The following is a 21653-nucleotide window of genomic DNA, read 5'->3' as shown; positions in this document are numbered from 1 at the left end:
TGATTCCGCGCAACGGCCCGATCATCCGTAGCGGCCGCGGCCGGTATCAGTCAGCGCTGACTGATGCCTTTGCTACAATGACCGGCTTCGAATCGTCGCCCGCGCCCCCTGTTGCGCGGGCTGTTTTTCCGCGAATCTCCGCAGTCTTCCCCGGTTCTTCCCCTCTATGACCACACGCGTCCGCACCCGCTTCGCCCCGAGCCCGACCGGCTTCATCCATCTGGGCAATATCCGCTCCGCGCTGTATCCGTGGGCCTTCGCCCGCCGCATGAAGGGCGATTTCATTCTGCGCATCGAGGACACCGACGTCGAACGCTCGTCGCAGGAAGCGGTCGACGTGATCCTCGAGAGCATGGACTGGCTGGGCCTGGACATCGACGAGGGCCCGTTCTACCAGATGCAGCGGATGGACCGCTATCGCGAGGTGGTCAGGCAGATGCTGGACGCGGGCCTGGCCTACCCCTGCTACATGAGCACCGAGGAGCTCGATGCACTGCGCGAGGCGCAGCGCGCGCGGGGCGAAAAGCCGCGCTACAACGGCTTCTGGCGGCCCGAGCCGGGCAAGGTCCTGCCGACTCCGCCGGCCGGCGTCGATCCGGTGGTCCGCTTCAGGAACCCGATCGGCGGCAGCGTGGTGTGGGACGACGCGGTCAAGGGCCGCATCGAGATCTCGAACGACGAGCTCGACGACCTGGTGATCGCGCGGCCGGACGGCACGCCGACCTACAACTTCTGCGTGGTGATCGACGACCTCGACATGAAGATCACCCATGTGATCCGCGGCGACGATCACGTCAACAACACGCCGCGCCAGATCAATATCATTCGCGCGCTGGGCGGTACGCCGCCGGTCTACGCGCACCTGCCGACCGTGCTGAACGAGCACGGCGAGAAGATGAGCAAGCGCCATGGCGCGATGGCGGTGACCGCCTATCGCGACGAGGGCTATCTGCCCGAGGCGGTGCTCAACTATCTGGCGCGGCTGGGCTGGGCGCACGGCGACGCCGAGATCTTCTCGCGCGAGCAGTTCGTCGAATGGTTCGACCTGGAACATCTGGGCAAGTCGCCGGCGCAGTACAACCCGGAAAAGTTGGCCTGGCTGAACAACCACTACATCAAGGTCGGCGACAACGCGCGCCTGGCCGAACTGACGCGGCCGTTCATCGAGCAGCTGGGCGGCAAGGTCGAGGGCGCCGATCTGGTCGGCGTGGTGGCGCTGGTCAAGGATCGCGCCAATACGCTGAAAGAGGTCGCGCAGACCGCGCTGCTGTTCTATCGCGGCGAGCCGCAGCCCGATCCGGCGCTGAAGGCAGAACATCTGACCGCCGAGATCGCGCCGGCGGTACGCGCGCTGGCCCAGCGCCTGGAAGGGCTGGCCGAATGGCGGCGCGAGGCGATCTCGGCCGAGTTCAAGGCGGTGCTGGCCGAGTTCGGCCTGAAGATGCCGAAGCTCGCGATGCCGGTGCGGCTGCTGGTGGTCGGCCAGCTGCAGACGCCCAGCATCGATGCAGTGCTCGAACTGATCGGCCGCGAGACCGTGCTCCGCCGGCTGCAGGCCGGCGTGAGTGCCTGATCCAGCAAAAAAAGTTGCGGCGGGGGCTTGCGCTTTCGCCGCGACTTGCGCATAATCTCTTTCTCCCTGCAGCGCGGTTCAACACCAAGCGGGCATCACGGCAGTACCGCAGCGGTTTGGCGGCGAATATCCGAAGCGATTTCGACGGCAACCGAAGCAGTAAAAAAAGTGAAATAGGGGCTTGCAAAAAAGCAAGGCTGTTATATAATCTTGGCTTCGCTGGAAACGACAAGATAATCGCTTCGGTAAAACGAACGATAATCTGAAACAAAAGGCGAAACGCCGGTGGCAATAACGGCGACGGCAGTACACATGGGGCTATAGCTCAGCTGGGAGAGCGCTTGCATGGCATGCAAGAGGTCAGCGGTTCGATCCCGCTTAGCTCCACCAAAATTCCAGCGATAACATCAGCAGTCCGGTGTTATCCGTTTCGATCAAGCGGTTCGCCGCGATGATCGAAGCAAGACGGAACGTGTTGAAAAACAGGTTTCTGTCCCCTTCGTCTAGAGGCCTAGGACATCACCCTTTCACGGTGAGTACAGGGGTTCGAATCCCCTAGGGGACGCCAGATAATGGGCGTAATCAAACGTCCAGATTATCGGTAAAGCCTGCACTTCGGTGCGGCAATATCGATAAGCCGACTAAGGAGTGGTAGTTCAGTCGGTTAGAATACCGGCCTGTCACGCCGGGGGTCGCGGGTTCGAGTCCCGTCCACTCCGCCAAAACTGAACCCGCATGGTTAACGCCATGCGGGTTTTTCTTTTTGGTCGCGGGAATTGGTCGCGGGATTTTGTCGCCTGGTTTGCCGGAAAGCGCGGAGTGGGGCGCTGGTCATGTCTCCAGGTTCCGCCCGCGCTCGCCCTCAGCTGCGCTCCTCGCTGATCCTAATGAAATAGAACACCAGCAGCGCACCGGCAATCGCCAGGCTCAGGCTGTTGGCCAGCCAGAAACCGGCCGCGCCCCGCGTAAAGGCCGGCAGCCCGTCGATCAGCCCGAATCCCAGCAGATAGCCGCCGCCCAGGCCGATTCCCCACAGCGATACCGCATAGATCACGGTCGGCACCAGCGCGATCTTGTAGGCGCGCAGCACGAAGGCGGTCGTCACCTGCACGGCGTCGAAGGCCTGGTAGAGCGCGACGAAGGTCACCAGCGGCAGCGCGGCCTGGACCACCGCCGCATCGCTGGCATAGGCCTGCAGCACCGGCGCACGCAGTAGCCACAGCGTCGCGCCGACAGCCAGCGCCAGCGCCGCCGCCAGCCGGATCCCGCGCCAGCCGACACGGCGTGCGCCGGCCCGGTCGCGCGCGCCGACCGCCTGCGCCACCAGCGTCGAGGTGGCGATGCCCAGCGACAGCGGCAGCATGTAGGCGACCGCGCCGAGATTGGCGATGATCTGGTGCCCGGCCAGCGTCACGGTGCCCAGCCGCGTGATGAAGACAGACATCAGCGTGAACGAGGTGATCTCGATCAGATAGGTCAGCCCCATCGGTACGCCGAGCCGCAGCAGCGCCCACAGGTGCGAGCGCATCGGCCAGCTCCACGCCGCGAAGATGCCGAGCGGCCGGTAGGCGCCGCCATGGCGCAGGATCAGCACGCCGGACAGGCACCACATCCAGCTGATCAGCGTCGAGGCCAGCGCGCAGCCCGGGCCGCCCATCGGCGCCAGACCCAGCCCGCCATGGATGAACCACGCATTGAGCGGCACCTTGACCGCCAGCCCGAGCAATTGCAGCAGCGTCACCATGATCGGGCGCGACAGCGCATTGTTCAGCGCCGAATAGATGCGAAAGCCCAGCGCCGCGGGCAGGCCGAACGCCTGCAGATGCAGATAGGCGGTGGCCTTGTCGACCAGTTCTGGCGGGGCCTTGGCGAACGCCAGCAGCGGCCCGGGGAAACTGAGCAGCAGCATGCCCGGCACAGCGAGCGCAAGGCCCAGCCACGCGGCCTGCCGCACCTCGACGCCGATCTCGGCGTGGCGGCCGGCGCCATAGAGCTGGCCGGCGATCGGCGCCAGCGCCTGCAGCACCCCCATCAGGCTGATGTAGACCGTCACGTAGATCGATCCGCCCAGCCCGACCGCGGCCAGATCGGTGGCCGACGCGCGGCCTGCCATGATGGTGTCGATCACGCTGAAGGCGATGACGGCCAGCTGGCCCACCAGCACGGGGCCGGCCAGCGCGGCAATGCGGCGAAGGTCCTGGGTCAGGGTCATGGTCGTTCGAGGGCGCCGCGCAAGGCCGGGCCGCGCGGCTGCGCGATCATGCCGGGGCGGACGGGATAAGCCCCGGCAGCGCGGGAAGGGCGGGCACCCCAGCCGCCGCGGCGGGGAATCAAGGCTGCCGCGGCAGCCGGCGCGTGCTCTTGCGCGGCGGCACCGCGGGTTTTTCGATCAGCTGGTACATGCGGAAGCGCTCGTCACGGTCCGACGGGCGGCGGCCTTCCCAGATCAGGCGCCATTCGAAGCGCGAGATGCTGGACGGTTCGCCGTAGTCGACCGGATCGTGGCGCAGCAGCACGTCGCAGCCGTCCTCCGGACCGCCGAAGCGGAAATGCCCGAAGAAGGCGAACGAGGCCAGTTGCGCGTCGCCCATGCGGATTGGCTGCACGCATTCGTAGGTCGAGGGCAGCGCCATCGAGGCGGCCTCGGCGACGTCGCGGTAGGTCTTGCCGTAGTTGATCGACGGCAGCCACAGCGTCATCGCCATCACCCACATCAGCGTGGTGCCGGCGGCCGAGATCACCACCGGACGCCAGATCTGCTTGGGCGCGCGCGACAGCCGCCAGCGCACCACCAGCACCCAGGCCGCGGTAGCGGCCAGCGCGAACAGCACCGCGCTGACCGAGAACACATGCAGGTAGCCGGGCAGCTGCTTGAAGATGTTGTTGGCGATCCGCGGCGGCCAGCCGGTCGTCTTGGCCAGCCACATGAACCAGACGGTGCCGCCGAAGATCGTGAAGAACAGCAGCGCGAACCAGTCGATCGCATTGATCGTCGCGCGCGTCAGCGTCGGCAGGCCGAAAGCCGCCAGCACCGCCATCGGCGGCAGCAGCAGGATGAACTGCACGTCGCCGGGCTGGCGCAGCATCAGCAGCAGCACGAACAACGGCAGCAGCAGCGCCAGCGGCAGCGCGACATGAGGGCTGCGACGCATGCCGGCCCAGCTCAGCCACGACCAGATCGCGATCGGCCACACCGGCCACGAGAACAGAAAGAAGTTGCGCGCGACGAAGCCGATCGCGAAGCCGTTCGGCCAGCTGTAGGTGCGGCGGTCGTAGCGCGACCATTCACGGATGAAGCTGACCGCCTCGTCGCGCTGCGCCGCGCCGAAATAGGTCGCCGCCATCCAGGCGGCGACCATCGCCAGCGCGATCGGCAGGGCGATTGTCAGCACGCGCCGCAGCGGCAGCGGCTTGCAGACCAGGCCGCCGATCAGGATCGCGGCGAACAGCACCAGCGGCAGGATCGGCCCGCTGGCCAGCGTCAGCGCGCCCAGGCCGGCGCCCAGCCACAGCGCGCCCTGGGTCGGCATGTCGAGGCTGCGCACCAGGCCATAGAGGCTCATCGCGACGAAGCAGACCTGGCCGACCTGCGGCGTGGTCTCGTGGCCGCGCATCGCCAGGCCGACGCAGGCCAGGAAGATCAGCAGCGCACCATCGGCCAGCGTGCGGCCGTAGTCGCGGGCGTTGGGCTGGCCGCCGAAGGCGAAGGCGAAGGGCTGCACCTCGGTGCGGCGTCCCAGCAGATAGGTCGCGTACCAGATGAAGGCGCAGGTGCCGAAGTAGAACAGCGCGGTGGCAAGCCGGGCGGCATCGGGCGCGCCCAGCCAGCCGCCCGCCAGCCGGATCATCGCCGCGCCGACCCAGAACACCAGCGGGCCGTCCTGCCCGTAGGGCCGGCCGGCGATATTGGGCATCAGCCAGTCGTGCAGTCCGCCGATGGCCAGTTGCCACATCACGCCGAAGCCGGCGGCGTCCTCGTTCTTCCACGGGTCGCGGCCGAACAGGCCGACGGCGCCGTAGATGATGCAGATCGCCAGCAGCAGCGCGCGGGGCAGCGCCCCGGTGGCGGCGGCGGTCAGGTGGACGCGGGAGGCTTTGACGGGGCTCATCGATCGGTCAGCGGACTGGGCGGCGTGGTTTGGCGCTGGCATGGCGCCGGACGTGGCACCGAACCGGGTGGGCGCGGTTGACTGCTTGCATCGGAAAGAAGACAGCGCGGCGCCCCACGCGTTGCAAATGCAAAGAGGCAGCCTGGGCTGCCTCTTTTAACACAATGTGCACCGATTCCTGCAGGAAGGCGCGCATCGGACGGCGGCAGAAGGCATGCGGGATGCGCTGCCGGCGCCGTCTCTGGGTCCAGCGCCGGATTACTTCGCGGCGGCCTTGCCCAGCTTGCTGCCGAACTTCTGGCGGAATTTCTCGACGCGGCCGGCGGTGTCCATGATCTTCTGGGTGCCGGTGTAGAACGGGTGCGATTCCGACGACACTTCGATCTTGGCCAGCGGATATTCCTTGCCGTCCTTCCAGGTGATCGTTTCCTTGGTCTGGATGGTCGAGCGGGTCACGAAGCTGAAGTCGCACGACACGTCGACGAACACGACTTCGCGGTAATTCGGGTGAATGCCTTCTTTCATGGTGTTTCCTTGCAGGTTGGGTAGCCAGTCCGCGGCCGCCTGTTCGTGCTGGCCAAGCTTGGCCATTCGGTGTTGCGCTGGCTGGCGGCGAGCGAACCACTTGCCGGTGACGGACAAACGCGGATTATGGCAGAGAAACAAGGACTTGGGCAAGGTGCAACAAACATCGCGCCGCGAAGATCCGATGTTGGTTTGTGTTGCGTGAATCACATCGACGCGGGATCCTGCCGGTAGAACGTCTTCAGCAGCCCGTACAGCACCGGCCAATGCCGCGAAAGCCCCGCCGGCTCGACGAAGAACGCTTCCGAGGCCACCGCGAAGAACTCGCCCGGTGCCTCGGCGCCGTAGGGGTCGATCACGCGCATCGGCGCCGGCAGGCGCTCGGGCTCGTCCCAGGCGGCGTCGGGCACCGCATCGCAGGCGTCGGCAAAGCGCTGGTATTCGGCCTCGAACGTCTGCGCCCACTGGCTGCGCTGGACGCCCGCATGCAGACCGCGCGAAAAGGGCGGCACACCGTCGGCCTCGCCATCGAGCATGTCGAGCTTGTGGGCGAACTCGTGGATGACCACGTTGTAGGTGTCGTCGGGATGGTCCGCGGCGGCATCGAGCCCCGCGCCGGGCAGGCTCGCGTCCGGCCACGACAGGATCACGGGCCCATGCTCCCATGCTTCGCCGCTGGCCTCTTCGACCACGCCATGGACCAGGCCGATCTCATCCTCGACGGTCCGCCGGATGATGAATTCGCCGGGATACAGCACGATGCCGTGCCAGCCGCGATACCACTGCAGCCCGAGCCGCAGGATCGGCACGCAAGCCTGCGCGGCGACGCTGACCACCATCTCGTCGGTCAGCACCAGCTCGTGCGCGGTCGAATATTCCTTGTCGGCGATGAACAGCGTGGCCAGCTCGCGCAGCGCCGCCAGGTCTTCGGCGCCGTAGCGCTGCAGGAAGGGCAGCGCGGAAACGGTCTGCTGCCACAGCGCGTCGTCGATCGCGTAGCGGCGCAGCTTGCGCTGGCGCGAACGGGCATGCAGCAGTCGGGCGAGGCGGGCGAGCATGGCGGTCGGTGCAGGAAGAAAAAAGGCGCGCCGCGGCGCGCCTTGATCATGCGGCGATGAAGCGGGCCGGCGCGGCCTCAGCCGCCGCGGCGCATCATGTCGAAGAATTCGGCGTTGTTCTTGGTCGCCTTCATCTTGTCGAGGATGAATTCCATCGCCTGCACTTCATCCATGTCCGAGATGAACTTGCGCAGCACCCAGATCTTTTGCAGGATCTCGGGCTTGATCAGCAGTTCCTCGCGGCGCGTGCCGGACTTGTTCAGGTTGATCGACGGGTAGACGCGCTTCTCGGCCAGCCGGCGTTCGAGGTGCACTTCCATGTTGCCGGTGCCCTTGAACTCTTCGTAGATCACGTCGTCCATGCGGCTGCCGGTCTCGATCAGCGCGGTGGCGATGATGGTCAGCGAACCGCCTTCCTCGAGATTGCGCGCGGCACCGAAGAAACGCTTCGGACGCTGCAGCGCGTTGGCGTCGACACCGCCGGTCAGCACCTTGCCCGAGGCCGGCACCACCGTGTTGTAGGCGCGCGCCAGACGCGTGATCGAGTCCAGCAGGATCACCACGTCGCGCTTCAGTTCTACGAGGCGCTTGGCCTTCTCGATCACCATCTCGGCGACCTGCACGTGGCGGATCGCCGGTTCGTCGAAGGTCGACGCCACCACCTCGCCGCGCACCGAGCGCTGCATCTCGGTCACTTCCTCGGGACGCTCGTCGATCAGCAGCACGAACAGGTCGGCTTCGGGATGGTTGTTGGCGATCGCGTGCGCGACGTGCTGCAGCATCACGGTCTTGCCCGACTTCGGCGAGGCCACCAGCAGCGCGCGCTGGCCGCGGCCGATCGGCGCGATCATGTCGATGATGCGGCCGGTGATGTTTTCCTCGGCCTTGATATCGCGTTCGAGCGTCAGCGGCCGGTTCGGATGCAGCGGCGTCAGGTTCTCGAACATGATGCGGTTCTTGACCGCTTCGGGCGGCTGCCCGTTGACCTTGTCGACCTTGACCAGCGCGAAATAACGCTCGCCATCCTTCGGCGTCCGCACCTCGCCCTCGATCGAATCGCCGGTATGCAGATTGAAGCGGCGGATTTGCGAGGGGGAAATATAGATATCGTCCGTGCTGGCCAGATACGACGTTTCGGGCGAGCGCAGAAAGCCGAAGCCGTCAGGCAACACTTCCAGCGTGCCGTCTCCGTAGATGGTTTCGCCCATCTTGGCGCGCTTCTTCAGGATCGCAAACATCAGTTCCTGTTTGCGCATCCGCTGTGCGTTGTCGATCTCGAGGGTCGCGGCCATTTCGAGAAGGGCAGACACGTGAAGCGATTTGAGTTCTGTCAGGTGCATAGACGAGGGGTACAGATGGGCCCGGACGGGCAGAAGCAAAGGAAGGGGAAAGAAATGAGCGAACGCTCGGGGAAGTTGTAGGGGGCATCTTAGCACAATCCGACCGGCGCACCAGAGGCGGCGAGCCGGTCGGATCGTGGCCGCCCGGGAGGGCGGCGATGCCTGTCGCGGCGCGCGTTGCGCGGCGCCGCGAGGGCAATTACAGGTTGCCGTCGAGGAAGGCGGTCAGCTGCGACTTCGACAGCGCGCCGACCTTCTGCGCGGCGACCTGGCCGTTCTTGAACAGGATCAGCGTGGGGATGCCGCGGATGCCGAATTTGGCCGGCACCTGCTGGTTCTCGTCGACGTTGATCTTGGCTACTTGCAGCTTGTCGCTGTAGTCCTTGGCGACTTCGTCCAGGATCGGCGCGATCATCTTGCAGGGGCCGCACCATTCGGCCCAGAAGTCGAGCAGCACGGGCTTGTCGGATTGGAGGACGTCGGCGTCGAAGGAGGCGTCGCTCACATACTTGATTTGTTCGCTCATGGCGGAAAACCTCAGGTTTCGCTCGGGGATTTCAAAAGGCTGGATTATGCCGAACCGCTACATTACACGACTTTTTCGCGGCTCGTCGGGGCCGGTCATATTGCGCCGGTCGGAGCTGGCCGGTTTGGCCGCCCGGATTCGCAATATCGAAGATGGCGGCGGCAGCCTCGATTTCAACCGTGCCTGCCTTCGTCCGTACGCTTGCGTGCCGTGCGGTCCCGGCGCCGGCGGCATCGGCCTCGTACCAGGGATGGCGCCATTCTGCCGCGCCCGGCGCCGCGAAGCCAATGATCCCTTTCAATCGGCGCCAGAGATTTTGTCAATATCGCATGCTTGGACCTCGGGTTTTCCCGAGGCGCGCAGGGCACCGCACTGGCTCGTAGTTGCCGTGGGCGGGCACGGCGCGCGTAGAATGAACACGTGCCGGACAAGTCCCGGCGCAGTCCCTTGCTATCGATCAGGCCATGACCATGACGCCCGAAGACGATCCGACCCGCGACCCGACCCGCGACCCGATCCGCGATCCCCTGCGCGATTCCCGGCCGTTGCCCGAGGCGGATGCTGAAGCACGGTCCGAATCGGCCGGCGCCGAGCATCTTGGCGATGCGCTGGCCCATCTGAGTACCGCCGTCGAAGAGAACAGCATCGCGGTGGGTGCGGCCAAGGGCCTTGTCTACAGCATCATCGAGACGCTCGGTACGCTGGTCGGCGATCCGGACCTGCCCGAACATGCGCGCTCCGGCTACGAAGGACTGCTCGAAACCGCGCGCGAGATCCGCGCCCGCATCGAAGGCGACCGCTCCTGAGGCCGGCCGCGATCGCGTGACGCCGGCGCAGGACCGCGCGGCGTCAGGATGGGGTCGAGGTGTTGCCATGCTGCGCCCGTATGTGCTGCGCCCGTATGCGCGCCCCCCATGCGCGCCCCCATGCGCGCCCCCATGCGCCCGCTCCGAACGCGGGCCGACGTTCACCGATTGCCACCGTTTCCGCCAGCCAGGCCTTGCCATTTCACCCCGCTACATGACAACGCTGCGCTTCCGCCCCGGCCGCGACTTTCTCGACAATGCCGCGGCCGCGGCCTGGTATTTCCTCGACCGCTGCGAGCAGCACGGCCAGAGCGCGTCCGCCGCGCATCTGGTGGTGCCTACCGCGGCGCAGATCCCGGGCGTGCGCCAGGCGCTGGACCGCGCCGCGCGCGCATCCGGGGCGCCGCGGCTGCTGCCGCGGATCCTGACGCTCGGCCATTGGCTGCTCGATTTCCCGCCCGCGATGCTGCATGGCGGCAAGGTACGCAGCCACGCCGCGCGCCTGCTCGCGGTGCAGCAGGCGATCCGCGGCCAGGACTGGTTGCGGCAGGCCTTCGGCGCGCAGACCGAGCCGGCGGCCTGGGGGCTGGCGCAGACCGTGCTGACGGTCTGCGACGAACTCTCGGCGCGCTGGCTCGAGGATGCCGCCATCCGCGACGACGACGCGGTACTGGCCGAGGATCGCGCCGGCCTGCTGCAGGAGGCGTTGCAACGCAGCTATGCGCATCTGTCCGAGCGCTTCCTCGGCGAGGAGGCGCGCATCGTGCTGGCGTTCTGGCAGGCGCTGTCCGGACCCGACGATCCGCTGCCGGCGCGCCGGCGCGCGTTGCAGGCGCTGGCCCAGCAACTGACCGGCCCGGTGGTATGGCTCGGGCCGACTCCGCCGACGCCGATCGAGGCGGCCTTCCTGCGCGCCGCCGCCGACATGGTGCCGGTGCTGGAGATCGGCTACGACTGGAGCGGCGAGGCGGCCGAGGGCGAGGCCGACGAAGTCGATGACGAAGGCGGCGGCGCTGTGGAAGGGGCGAGCGGCTTCGACTTCGATCGCGCCGGCGATGGCGGCCGCGATGAAGATGGCGGCCGCGGCAACTGGTATCGCACCTTGCTCAGGCTCTGGCCCGAGTGCCGTCTGCCCGCCGACACGTCCGCGTTGCCGTCGCTGCCGATGCTGATGGCGCCGCGCCTGCCCGCCGATCGCCCGCGCGTGCGATTGATCGGCAGCGCGCGCTTCGAGGACGAGGCGGCGGCCGCGGCCGATCAGCTGGTGCGCTGGCTCAACGAGGGCCGCAAGCAGCTGGCGCTGGTCGCGCATGACCGCGTGGTCGCGCGGCGCGCGCGTGCGCTGCTGGCGCGCGCCGGGGCGCCGGTACGCGACGAAACGGGCTGGAAGCTGTCGACCACGCGCGCCGCCGCCGCACTGATGCGCTGGTTCGATCTGGTCGTCGGCGACGGCGATACCGCGGCGCTGCTCGACCTGCTCAAGAGCCCGTTCTGCCTGCCGCAGCTGCCGCAGCGCGGCGCCGCGATCGCGCTGCTCGAGCGCCAAGTGCGCCGCCACGGCATCACCGGCGGATGGCGCCGGCTGCTGCAGCGCTTTCCGGCGACGCCACAGGCGCAGTGGACCGCCGACACAGCGCCCGATATGAGCCCGCATGACGACGAGGAAGCGGCCGTGCTGGCCGCGGCCCAGGCCGCCACCGCGGCGCTGCTGCGCCAGTTGGCCGGCGAGGCGCAAGCCTGGCCGCGCGGCAACGACGCGCGTCCGGTCGGATTCTGGCTGCAGCGCCTGCAGGCCACGCTCGACGCGCTCGACATGCGCGCCGCGCTGACCGCCGACGATGCCGGCGCGCAACTGCTCGACGCACTGGCGCGGCTCGACGAACTGCCCGACGACGAGGCGAGCGCCACCGCCACGCTGACGCTGGCCGAGTTCCGCGCGATGCTGGCCGCGCTGCTCGAAGCGGTGGCCTACAAGGAGCCGAGCGAGCCCGCCGCCGCGCGCATCACGATCCTGCCGCTGAACGGCGCGCGGATGCGCCGCTTCGACGGTGTGGTGATCGTCGGCTGCGACGACGCGCAACTGCCGTCGACCGCGGCCGAGCTGATGTTCTTCTCCAACCAGATGCGCCGCGAGCTCGGCCTCGAGGATCGCGAGGCGCGCTTTGCGCAGCAGGCGCGCGATCTGGCCGAGGTGCTGCTGAACAACGACGACGTCGTGATGACCTGGCAGCGTTTCGGCGGCCGCGGCGAACCGAAGCATGTATCGGGCTGGCTCGAACGATTGGCAGTGCACTGCGAAGCGGCCGGTGCGCCAATCGCCGCGAGCGTCGCGCCTTCGCTGCACGAGGCGATCGCGCAGGTCGGCGGCATGCCCGCACCCTCGGCGCCGGAACTGGCCCCGGCGCGCTGGAGCGCGCAGTCGTACAACATGCTGCGCCGCTGCCCGTACCAGTTCTTCGCCGGGCGCATGCTGGGCCTGGCTGGCCTGGAGGCGGTCAGCGACGACCTCGAGAAGCGCGATATCGGCGAGCTGCTGCACCAGATCCTGCTGCGCTATCACCGCGACGTGCAGGCGCGGGACCTGCGCGACGATGCGGCCCGCGTCGCGCATCTGCAGGCCGTCTCGCGCGAGGTCTTCGACGGCGTGATGGCCGAGGACGGCAATGCGATCGGCTACTACCGCCGCTGGCTCGCGGTATTGCCCTCGTACGTCGCGTGGCAGGCCGCGCGCGAGCGCGAAGGCTGGTACTGGCATGCGGGCGAACTCGACGCCGGCGCGGAACTGCCGATGCGCGACGGCCAGCCGATCCGGCTGCATGGCCGCATCGACCGGCTCGACCGCCATCGCGACGGCCGTCATGCGGTGCTCGACTACAAGACGCAAAGCGCCGCTCGCCTGAAGCGCAAGGCGCGCGATGCGCAGGAGGATTGCCAGTTGCCGTTCTACGGCCTGCTGCGCGCCGATGCGCGCGAGGGCAGCTGGATCGCGCTGGAGGACGGCCGCAACGAGCCGCGTAGCGCCTCGCCGGCAAGCCGCCGCGAGGTCTCGCTGCCGGACTTCGACGAGGCGGTGGCATGGTTGCAGGAGCAGCTGACGCATGATGCGCTGCGCCTGCGCGAAGGGGCGCCGCTGCCGGCCTTCGGCGACGCCGCGGCATGCACATGGTGCAATGCGCGCGGGCTGTGCCGCAAGGGATATTGGCAGTCGACCGCGTTGCCGGAGGCGGTGACAGCAGCGCCAGGATACACGCACGAGCACGCACCACAGCACGCGCCCCCGAGGCCGTCCGCACCGATGGAAGATCAAACGAACAAACCAGCAAACGCGCCATCGAGCGACCAGGAAGGAGGACTGCTGGCATGACCGTGCACGCCTATCTGCGCGACGGCCAGGACGTCAGCGAAGCGGAATTCACGCGCGCCGCCTGCGATCCGGCGCGCTCCGTCGTGGTCGAGGCCTGCGCCGGCAGCGGCAAGACCTGGCTGCTGGTGGCGCGGCTGCTGCGCCTGCTGCTGGCCGGTGCCGAGCCGAGCCAGATTCTCGCCATCACCTTTACGCGCAAGGCCGCCGAGGAAATGCGCGAGCGCCTGCTCGACGTGCTGGCGCAACTGGCCCGCGGCACCGACGCGCAGGTGCTGTCCGCGCTGGAGCAGCGCGGACTGTCGCCCGACGCGGCGCGCGCCGCGCTGCCTCGCGCGCGTACGCTGCATGCGCGCGTGCTGGCCAGCCCGGGCCGCATCGCCATCGACACCTTCCACGGCTGGTTCGGTACCTTGCTGCGCGGCGCGCCGCTGGCCTCCGGCATCGTGCCCGGCGCGGCGCTGCGCGAGGATGCGCTGCGCATGAAGCGCGAGGCCTGGGCACCGTTCTGGCGTGGGTTGTCGGCGCCCGAGGCGGCGCCATACCGCGAAGCCTACGAGCGGCTGGTCGATGCGATCGGCGAGTTCTCGGCGCGCGCGCTGCTCGACGCCATGTTCCACGCGCGCAGCGAATGGTGGGCGATGCGCGAGGATGCGCCCGATGACGATCCCGCCGAGCGGCTGGCCGCCGATCTGGGCGACGACGCGCGTATCGACGTGCTGGCGCAGGCGATCGGCGATGCGGCGCTGCGCGCCGATTGCGAGGCGCTGGCGGCAACCCTGTCGCAGGGCGGCAAGACCGAGCAGGGCCATGCCGATCGCATCGGCGCCGCGCTGGCGGCGATGCGCGAGTGGACCGACGCCGGCGCGCACAGCGGGCAGCCGGCGCACGAGGCGTTCGGCTGCTGCTGGGAGGCCTTCTTCACCGGCAAGGGCGAGCCGCGCGCGCTGCGGCGCACCGCGGCGCTGGTCAAGGCGGCCGGCGGCGAGGCGCAGGCCGATGCGCTGCTGGCGCGGCATGCGGCGCTTTGCGACGTCTTGCGGCAGGTCGCCGCGCGCCGCTGCGAGGCCGCGGTGCTCGCGCTCAATCGCGATCTCTATCTGCTCGGCGATGCGCTGCTGACGCGCTATCAGCAGCACAAGGGCCAGCAGCGCGCGATGGATTTTGCCGATCTCGAATGGCTGGCCGCGCGGCTGATGCGCGACGAGCACACCGCGACCTATCTGCAGGTGCGGCTCGACGCGCGCTACCGGCATCTGCTGCTCGACGAATTCCAGGACACCAACCCGCTGCAATGGCGCATCCTGCAGGGGTGGCTGGCCGGCTATCAGGATCTGGCGGAGCGGCCGACGGTGTTCCTGGTCGGCGATCCGAAGCAGTCGATCTATCGTTTCCGCCGTGCCGACGCGCGGCTGTTCGAGGTCGCGCGGCAGATGCTGCAGCACGAGTTCGGCGCCACGGTGCTGCGCACCAACCGCACCCGCCGCAACAGCGGCGACGTGCTGCGCTGGGTCAATGCGGTGTTCGACCAGGCGCGCGCCGAAGGTCGCTATCCGCTGTACGAAACGCAGACCACCGCGCTGACGCAGCAGGGCGGGCCGGTGTGGCTGCTGCCGCTGGTGCCGGCGAACGGCAATGGCGGCAATGGTGACAACGGCGGCAACGGCGGCAACGGCGAGCGCGACACCAACGGCGACGATGGCAACGGCAGCGGCAATGGCAACGGCAGCGGCAACGAAGTCTCCACCATCGCCCCCGATTCCCGCGACACGCTGACCCAGCCGCGCACGCCGCTGGGCGACTCGCCGCGCTTCGAGGAAGGCCGTCGCGTCGCCGCGTGGCTGCGGCAGCTGCGCGACACGGTGCCGGTCGAAGAAGGCGAGAACCAGCGTCCGGCTTGCTGGCGCGATATCACGCTGCTGGTCCGGCGCAAGACCTATCTGGCCGACTACGAACGCGCGTTCCGCGAGGCCGGCATTCCGTGCCTGAGCCCGCGGCGCGGCGGCCTGCTGGCCACGCTGGAAGCGCTGGACCTGTCGGCGTTGCTGGCCTTCCTGATGACGCCCGAGTCGGACCTCGATCTGGCGCACGTGCTGAAGAGTCCGCTGGTGGGCGCGGGCGACGACGATCTGATCGCGATCGCGCAGCTGGCCGGCAAGCGCCGCTGGTGGCCGGCGCTGTCCGCCGGCGAGCTTCCGCAGCAGGCGTCGCCGGCCCTGCGCGAAGGATTGGCGCGGCTGCGCGGCTGGCTCGAGATCGCCCCGCATCGGCCGGTGCACGACCTGATCGACCACATCTATCACACGGGCGAGGTGCGCCGCCGTTATGCGCAGGCGGCGCCCGCGGAAATCCGCGAGCAGGTGCTGGCCAACCTCGACGCGTTCCTGAAGCTGTCGCTCGATCTCGATGGCGGCCGCTATCCGAGCCTGCCCAAGTTCATCGACGAACTGCAGGCGATCCGCCGCGGCGACGAGGACGAGAGTCCCGACGAAGGCGGCATGGGCGATGCGGCGGAAGCCGAGGCCGACGAGCCCGAGGGCGCGGACGACAGCAACGGCACGCTGGACGCGGTGCGCATCCTGACCGTGCACGCTGCCAAGGGGCTCGAGGCGCCGTTCGTGGTGCTGCTCGATGCCAACCACAGCGAGCCGGCCGCCGACCGCGCGGGCATCCTGATCGACTGGCCGCCGTCGGCCCCGGCGCCGGTGCATTTCTCCGCGTACGGCAAGCGCTCGGAGCGTGGGCTCGCGCGCGCGGCGCGCTTCGACGAGCAGGCCGCGCTGGCCGAACGCGAGAACTGGAATCTGCTCTATGTCGCGATGACCCGTGCCAGGCAGGGCCTGATCGTCAGCGGCATCCAGCGCAACGGCAAGGGCGGCAAGGGCGACGAGGGCGGCAGCGAGCCGGGCAGCGAGATCGCCGGCAGCTGGTATGTGCGCCTGCAGGCCGCGGATGTCGGCGAGCCGGTGCCGGCGCTGCCGGGCGAGGATGCCCGCGTGCGCGGTGCCGCCTTTGGCGCGGCGGCAGGACCGATCCGCTTTGCCGATTTTCGTGCCCGCTATCGCGATGCGCTGCCCGTGGCGCCGCTCGATGGGCAGGACCAGGGCGAGGCGAGCGAGGAAGGCTACGACGAGATCGTCTTCGATGCCGCCGCCGCTCGCCACGGCGAGCTGGTGCATGCGCTGCTCGAACGGATCACGCGTTATCCCGGCGCCTACGACGGCGTGCCGGACGCCGATGCGGTGATGCGCTGGTTTCCGCTGGCCGGCGCCGGCAGTCCGCAGGCGCGCACCGAGTGGCGCGAGCAGGCCGAGGCCGCGGTACGCGCCGTCAGCGCGATGCTGAACGCGCCGGCGCTGCGCGCGTTGCTGCTGCCCGAGGGCGCGCTGAGCGCGCGCAACGAGGTCGAGCTGTATGACGCGCAGGGGCGATTGCTGCGGATCGACCGGCTGGTCGAATACGCCGATCGCGTGGTGGTGGTCGACTACAAGCTGCGGCTGCTGCCGCAGGAACACGCCGCCTACGCGGCGCAGCTGCGGCGCTACGAGGCCGCGCTGCGGCCGATGTTCCCCGGCCGGCGCATCGCGTCGGGCATCGCCACGGCCGACGGCGACTGGATCGCGCTGGCGCAACTGTCGGCGCCCGTGCAGCCGCGGCAGGCGTCGCTGTTCTGAGCGCTCGGCGCAGCGCGGCGAACGGGAATAAGATGCAAACGATGCGGGGTGGTGGGGCGTCGTTGCCCTCTCGCCCGACCCCTCTCCCGCAAGCGGGAGAGGGAGCCGGCGACCAGCTCCTCAGCGCAACCAATACCGATATCGCGCTCCCCGCCGCGCGGGAGAGGGGCTCGGGGGAGAGGGCAGGGGCGCTGGCCAAGTGCCAACGGGGGCAGCCCGGCACGAAGACGAATACGATCCTTCGGCCGATGTGGCACGCGGGAAGCGAACAGCAAGCAGGGGAAATCAGGGGAAAAGCGGGGCGGGGGGAAAGAGAAGGGGGACGAGCCTGACCCTCGGCACTGGCGGAAAACGGCTGTGGCTGCTTCGTTCCCGACCTGACCAGGTTGACCGCGCCGCCATGCGAGGAGGCCCGTCCGACCGGCATTGTAACCCAGAGCGCGAGTCCCGCGCCAAAACCCGGTGATCCGAGCGATGAATGCCAACGAACAGATGATGCAGGCCGTGCTGCCGCCGCAGGAAATCTCGGTCGAGGTGCTGCGCGAGAAGTACGCCAAGGGTGAAGAACGGACCGCGGCCGATGTGCGCGCCCGCGTGGCGCGCGCACTGGCCGAGGCCGAGCCCGAGGCGCAGCGCGAACGCTGGGCGCAGCGCTTCCTGGCGGCGCTCGAAGGCGGCTTCGTGCCGGCGGGCCGCATCCACTCCGCCGCGGGCACGCGCATCGAGGCCACGCTGATCAACTGCTTCGTGCAGCCGGTCGGCGACGCGGTGTCCGAGACGGTCGACGGCAAGCCGGGCATCTATGCCGCGGTGGCGCAGGCTGCGGAAACCATGCGCCGCGGCGGCGGCGTCGGCTACGATTTCTCGGCCATCCGCCCGTCCGGCGCGCTGGTGCGCGGCACGCATTCGCGCGCTTCGGGTCCGGTCTCGTTCATGAAGGTGTTCGACGCCTCGTGCGCGACCGTCGAATCGGCCGGCGCACGGCGCGGCGCGCAGATGGGCGTGCTGCGCGCCGACCATCCCGATATCGAGGCCTTCATTCACGCCAAGGATCGCGGCGAACTGACCAACTTCAATCTGTCGATCGGCGTCGACGACGCCTTCATGCAGGCGGTCGAGGCCGATGGCGAGATCGAGCTGGTCCACGTTGCAGAGCCGGCGCCGGAGACGATTGCCGCCGGCGCGTGGCGCCGCGACGACGGCATGTGGGTGTACCGGCGCGTGCCGGCGCGGCAGCTGTGGGACCAGGTCATGCAGGCGACCTACGATCACGCCGAACCCGGCATCCTGTTCCTGTCGCACATCAACGACGACAACAACCTGCATTACTGCGAGCGGATCGAGGCCACCAACCCGTGCGCGGAGCAGCCGCTGCCGGCCTACGGTTGCTGCGACCTCGGTTCGATCGATCTGACGCGCTTCGTGCGCGGCCCGTTCAGCGACGCGGCGGCCTTCGATTTCGACGGCTTTCGCGCACTGGTCGCGGTCGCGGTGCGGATGCTGGACAACGTGCTCGACGTCACCTACTGGCCGCTGCCCGAACAGCGTGCCGAAGCGATGGCCAAGCGCCGCGTCGGACTCGGTTTCCTGGGCCTGGGCAGCGCGCTGGTGATGCTCGGCGTGCGCTACGACAGCGAGGCCGGCCGCGCGTTGGCTGCACGCATCGCGCAGACGCTGCGCGATGCCGCCTATCTGGCCTCGACGGAGCTGGCGCGCGAGAAGGGCGCGTTCCCGTTGTTCGACGCCGACGCCTATCTGCGCAGCGGCTTCGCCAGCCGGCTGCCCGAGCCGGTGCGGGCCGCGATCCGCGCGCATGGCATCCGCAATTCGCACCTGCTGTCGATCGCGCCGACCGGCACCATCACGCTGGCCTTCGCCGACAACGCTTCGAACGGCATCGAGCCGGCGTTCTCGTGGACCTACCAGCGGCGCAAGCGGATGGGCGACGACAGCTACAAGGTCTACGAAGTCGCGGACCATGCGTGGCGGCTGTACCGTCATCTGGGCGGCGACGTCGAGCAGCTGCCCGAGCGCTTCGTCACCGCGCTGCAGATGTCCGCGCTGGACCATATGAAGATGCTGGAGGCGGTGCAGCCCTATATCGACACCAGCATCAGCAAGACCGTCAACGTGCCCGAGGATTATCCGTACGAGGCCTTCCGCAACCTGTATCTGGAGGCGTGGAAAGCAGGGCTGAAGGGCCTGGCGACCTACCGGCCCAATCGCGTGCTGGGCGCGGTGCTGTCGGTCGAGCAGGCGGGCCAGGGCGCGGGCGCGGCCGGCGCGGCGGCCTCGACATCGGCCGCCAATGGCGACGATCCGCTGCGCCGGCCCTTCGAGAGCCGGCCCGTGGGCGATCTCGAGGGCGTGACTTCCAAGGTCGAGTACCTGACCTACGAGGGCCACAAGACGGTCTACCTGACCGTCAATTTCATGCGCGTCGACGGCGTGGTCGACGGTCGGCCAGTGACGATCGAGCGGCCGGTCGAGTTCTTCATGCCGGCCGGCCAGCGCAGCGAAGGCCAGCAATGGATTACCTCGACGATGCGGCTGCTGTCGATGGTGGCGCGCTCGGGCGGCTCGATCGCCAAGGCGCTGGCCGACATGCGCAACGTGGTCTGGGACAAGGGCACGGTGCGCTACGGCACGCTGGCGCGGCAGGACGGCACCGAGGTGCCGCGCTTCCACGACTCCGAGGTGGCCGCGCTCGGCTACGCGCTGCAGCGGATCCTGATCAAGCGCGGCTTTCTCGATGCCGAGGGCCAGCAGGTACCGGTCGCCGTGCTGGCCGAGCGGCTGGCGCAGCGCGAGCCCGGCCTTGAGCCGGACGCGGCGCCGCCGCGCGGAGCCTTGGCGCCGGGCGCCGGCTTGCCGGTAGGCGCGCCCGGCGTCGGCACCGGCAAGCCATGCCCGGAATGCGGCGCGCATGCGCTGCACAAGGTCGATGGCTGCGCCAAATGCGCCAATTGCGGCTACGTCGGCGAGTGCGGCTAGTGCGTGCCGCTGGGCGGCGGTGGCTTGCCCGCTCCCCCGGCCCCTCTCCCGCGCGCGGGAGAGGGGAGAAATGCGGTAGCGCTCGCGACGGCGACGCCTCGACCAGCCCGTCCCGCGGCCGCGCTGCCGCGGCACGCCATTTGCTACAATCGCCGCCATGAGTTACCAAGTTCTAGCGCGCAAATGGCGCCCCAGGGATTTCACCACGCTGGTCGGCCAGGAGCACGTGGTGCGCGCGCTCACGCATGCGCTGGAACAGCAGAGGCTGCATCACGCCTACCTGTTTACCGGTACGCGCGGGGTCGGCAAGACCACGCTGTCGCGCATCCTGGCCAAGGCCCTGAATTGCACCGGGCCTGACGGCAACGGCGGCATCACCGCGCAGCCCTGCGGCGTCTGCAAGGCCTGCACCGAGATCGATGCGGGCCGCTTCGTCGACTACATCGAGATGGACGCGGCATCGAACCGCGGCGTCGACGAGATGGCCCAGCTGCTCGACAAGGCGGTCTACGCGCCGACGGTCGGACGCTTCAAGGTCTACATGATCGACGAAGTGCATATGCTGACCAACCACGCCTTCAACGCGATGCTGAAGACGCTGGAAGAGCCGCCAGGCCACGTGAAGTTCATCCTCGCCACCACCGACCCGCAGAAGATTCCGGTCACGGTGCTGTCGCGCTGCCTGCAGTTCAATCTGAAGCAGATGCCGCCCGGCCATATCGTCAACCACCTCGACCGCATCCTGGCCGAGGAGGGCATCGCGCACGATGGCAATGCGCTGCGGCTGCTGGCGCAGGCCGCGCACGGCTCGATGCGCGACGCGCTGTCGCTGACCGACCAGGCCATCGCCTACAGTGCGGGCGAGGTCTCCGAGGCGTCGGTGCGCGGCATGCTGGGCGCGATCGACCAGAGTTACCTGGTGCAGCTGCTCGACGCGCTGGCCGCCGAGGACGGCGCCGCGATGCTGGCGGTGGCCGACAGCATGGCCGACCGCAGCCTGTCGTTCGCCGGCGCGCTGCAGGACCTCGGTTCGCTGCTGCACAAGATCGCGCTGGCGCAGGCGGTGCCGGCGTCGGTGCAGGAGGAATGGCCCGAGGCCGGCGAGGTGCGCCGGCTGGCCGCCGCCTTCGATCCGCAAGAAGTCCAGCTGTTCTACCAGATCGCCAATCTCGGCCGCAGCGAGCTCGCGCTTGCACCGGACGAGTACGCCGGCTTCACGATGACGCTGCTGCGGATGCTGGCGTTCCGGCCCTCGGCGATGCCGTCGGCGCCGGCGCCGGCGGGACCGGCGACGACCGGTGCGCGGCGGATGCCGGGCCCGGCGATGGCCGGTATGGCCGGCGCAGCAGCGGCTGCGGCGCCGGCAGCATCGGCTGCGCCGGCTTCGCCCGCTGCATCCGCTGCATCGGCTCCGGCCTCGAGTCCGGCCGCTGCCGGCCCCGCGACCGGCGCAACCATTGCCGCCGCCGCACCCGTAGCGACGCCAGGTCCTCGCCCGGCGCCGTCGAGCCCGACGGCTTCCGGCGCAGCAACCCCTGCATCGGCACTTGCATCGGCGCCCGCGTCGGCGGCCACACCGGCGGCCACACCGGCGGCCACACCGGCAGCCCCCGCACCGGCTGCAGCGGCGCCGGCTCTTGTCGCCCGGCCCGCCAATGACGGCAAGCCGCTGTAGATCGGAAGAGCG

Annotated in this window: 11 protein-coding genes, 3 tRNA genes, 1 other RNA gene and 1 pseudogene; 9 read left to right on the top strand and 7 right to left on the bottom strand. The window is 68.9% G+C overall.

The genetic code is table 11. The annotated features are described in order from the left end of the window. Positions 1 to 166 precede the first annotated feature (166 nt). The 4 genes from gltX to LRR16_RS15975 all read left to right on the top strand — a co-directional run bounded on the left by gltX (position 167) and on the right by LRR16_RS15975 (position 2295). Positions 167 to 1573, top strand: a complete 1407-nt coding sequence (gene gltX / locus LRR16_RS15990; protein WP_064576090.1) for a glutamate--tRNA ligase — start codon at positions 167 to 169, stop codon at positions 1571 to 1573. A gap of 314 nt (positions 1574 to 1887) precedes the next feature. Next, a tRNA-Ala gene (locus LRR16_RS15985) sits at positions 1888 to 1963 on the top strand. Between the two features lie 102 nt (positions 1964 to 2065). Continuing rightward, positions 2066 to 2141 (top strand) — tRNA-Glu (locus tag LRR16_RS15980). A 77-nt stretch (positions 2142 to 2218) separates the two neighbouring features. After that, positions 2219 to 2295 (top strand) — tRNA-Asp (locus LRR16_RS15975). 140 nt (positions 2296 to 2435) lie between these two features. On the opposite strand, the gene LRR16_RS15970 is transcribed toward LRR16_RS15975, so the two are convergent. The 6 genes from LRR16_RS15970 to trxA all read right to left on the bottom strand — a co-directional run bounded on the left by LRR16_RS15970 (position 2436) and on the right by trxA (position 9131). After that, the gene (locus LRR16_RS15970; protein ID WP_023263380.1) at positions 2436 to 3785 is read right to left on the bottom strand and encodes an MATE family efflux transporter; all 1350 of its coding nucleotides are present in this window, start codon (positions 3783 to 3785) and stop codon (positions 2436 to 2438) included. A 118-nt stretch (positions 3786 to 3903) separates the two neighbouring features. Continuing rightward, entirely contained in the window at positions 3904 to 5682 is a 1779-nt protein-coding gene (locus tag LRR16_RS15965) for a glycosyltransferase family 39 protein (protein ID WP_023263381.1), read from the bottom strand. A gap of 258 nt (positions 5683 to 5940) precedes the next feature. Continuing rightward, positions 5941 to 6207: a type B 50S ribosomal protein L31 gene (locus tag LRR16_RS15960; protein ID WP_006578217.1), complete on the bottom strand. Its 267-nt coding sequence runs from the start codon at positions 6205 to 6207 to the stop codon at positions 5941 to 5943. 206 nt (positions 6208 to 6413) lie between these two features. After that, the gene (locus tag LRR16_RS15955; protein WP_232206498.1) at positions 6414 to 7265 is read right to left on the bottom strand and encodes a M90 family metallopeptidase; all 852 of its coding nucleotides are present in this window, start codon (positions 7263 to 7265) and stop codon (positions 6414 to 6416) included. A 77-nt stretch (positions 7266 to 7342) separates the two neighbouring features. After that, the gene (rho, locus tag LRR16_RS15950; RefSeq protein ID WP_006578219.1) at positions 7343 to 8605 is read right to left on the bottom strand and encodes a transcription termination factor Rho; all 1263 of its coding nucleotides are present in this window, start codon (positions 8603 to 8605) and stop codon (positions 7343 to 7345) included. A 199-nt stretch (positions 8606 to 8804) separates the two neighbouring features. Next, complete coding sequence (trxA, locus tag LRR16_RS15945) at positions 8805 to 9131, bottom strand: thioredoxin TrxA (RefSeq protein ID WP_006578220.1); 327 nt, start codon at positions 9129 to 9131, stop codon at positions 8805 to 8807. A 464-nt stretch (positions 9132 to 9595) separates the two neighbouring features. Here trxA and LRR16_RS15940 point away from each other — a divergent pair, with 464 nt between their 5' ends. From LRR16_RS15940 to LRR16_RS15930, 3 genes are all read left to right on the top strand, one after another. Continuing rightward, on the top strand, positions 9596 to 9937 hold the full coding sequence (locus tag LRR16_RS15940; protein WP_006578222.1) for a hypothetical protein: 342 nt from the start codon (positions 9596 to 9598) through the stop codon (positions 9935 to 9937). 214 nt (positions 9938 to 10151) lie between these two features. Next, positions 10152 to 13301, top strand: a complete 3150-nt coding sequence (locus tag LRR16_RS15935; RefSeq protein WP_232206497.1) for a PD-(D/E)XK nuclease family protein — start codon at positions 10152 to 10154, stop codon at positions 13299 to 13301. Beyond that, a complete protein-coding gene (locus LRR16_RS15930; RefSeq protein WP_232206496.1) occupies positions 13298 to 16972 on the top strand; it encodes an exodeoxyribonuclease V subunit beta in 3675 nt (1224 codons plus the stop codon). Before LRR16_RS15935 ends, LRR16_RS15930 begins: the two co-directional genes overlap by 4 nt. Before the next feature lie 318 nt (positions 16973 to 17290). Here LRR16_RS15930 and ffs read toward each other — a convergent pair. Continuing rightward, an RNA gene (ffs, locus tag LRR16_RS15925) (signal recognition particle sRNA small type) lies at positions 17291 to 17389 on the bottom strand. A 57-nt stretch (positions 17390 to 17446) separates the two neighbouring features. Between ffs and LRR16_RS15920 the strand changes: the two genes are divergently transcribed. Then, positions 17447 to 19966, top strand: coding sequence for an adenosylcobalamin-dependent ribonucleoside-diphosphate reductase (locus LRR16_RS15920; protein ID WP_232206495.1), 2520 nt, complete (start codon positions 17447 to 17449; stop codon positions 19964 to 19966). Between the two features lie 157 nt (positions 19967 to 20123). After that, a pseudogene (locus tag LRR16_RS15915) lies at positions 20124 to 21620 on the top strand (DNA polymerase III subunit gamma/tau); the annotation flags it as partial. Positions 21621 to 21653 lie beyond the last annotated feature (33 nt).

The organism is Cupriavidus sp. UGS-1, from assembly GCF_021213615.1.
In the GTDB taxonomy this organism is placed as follows: domain Bacteria; phylum Pseudomonadota; class Gammaproteobacteria; order Burkholderiales; family Burkholderiaceae; genus Cupriavidus.
This window is presented reverse-complemented; position numbering and strand designations above follow the sequence as displayed.

What these genes read in the sequence shown, in the direction of transcription:
- LRR16_RS15935 (WP_232206497.1), top strand. Translation starts at nt 10,152, where the DNA reads ATGACAACGCTGCGCTTCCGCCCCGGCCGCGACTTTCTCGACAATGCC.
- LRR16_RS15965 (WP_023263381.1), bottom strand. Translation starts at nt 5,682, where the DNA reads ATGAGCCCCGTCAAAGCCTCCCGCGTCCACCTGACCGCCGCCGCCACC.
- LRR16_RS15960 (WP_006578217.1), bottom strand. Translation starts at nt 6,207, where the DNA reads ATGAAAGAAGGCATTCACCCGAATTACCGCGAAGTCGTGTTCGTCGAC.
- gltX (WP_064576090.1), top strand. Translation starts at nt 167, where the DNA reads ATGACCACACGCGTCCGCACCCGCTTCGCCCCGAGCCCGACCGGCTTC.
- LRR16_RS15970 (WP_023263380.1), bottom strand. Translation starts at nt 3,785, where the DNA reads ATGACCCTGACCCAGGACCTTCGCCGCATTGCCGCGCTGGCCGGCCCC.
- rho (WP_006578219.1), bottom strand. Translation starts at nt 8,605, where the DNA reads ATGCACCTGACAGAACTCAAATCGCTTCACGTGTCTGCCCTTCTCGAA.
- trxA (WP_006578220.1), bottom strand. Translation starts at nt 9,131, where the DNA reads ATGAGCGAACAAATCAAGTATGTGAGCGACGCCTCCTTCGACGCCGAC.
- LRR16_RS15920 (WP_232206495.1), top strand. Translation starts at nt 17,447, where the DNA reads ATGAATGCCAACGAACAGATGATGCAGGCCGTGCTGCCGCCGCAGGAA.
- LRR16_RS15955 (WP_232206498.1), bottom strand. Translation starts at nt 7,265, where the DNA reads ATGCTCGCCCGCCTCGCCCGACTGCTGCATGCCCGTTCGCGCCAGCGC.
- LRR16_RS15940 (WP_006578222.1), top strand. Translation starts at nt 9,596, where the DNA reads ATGACCATGACGCCCGAAGACGATCCGACCCGCGACCCGACCCGCGAC.
- LRR16_RS15930 (WP_232206496.1), top strand. Translation starts at nt 13,298, where the DNA reads ATGACCGTGCACGCCTATCTGCGCGACGGCCAGGACGTCAGCGAAGCG.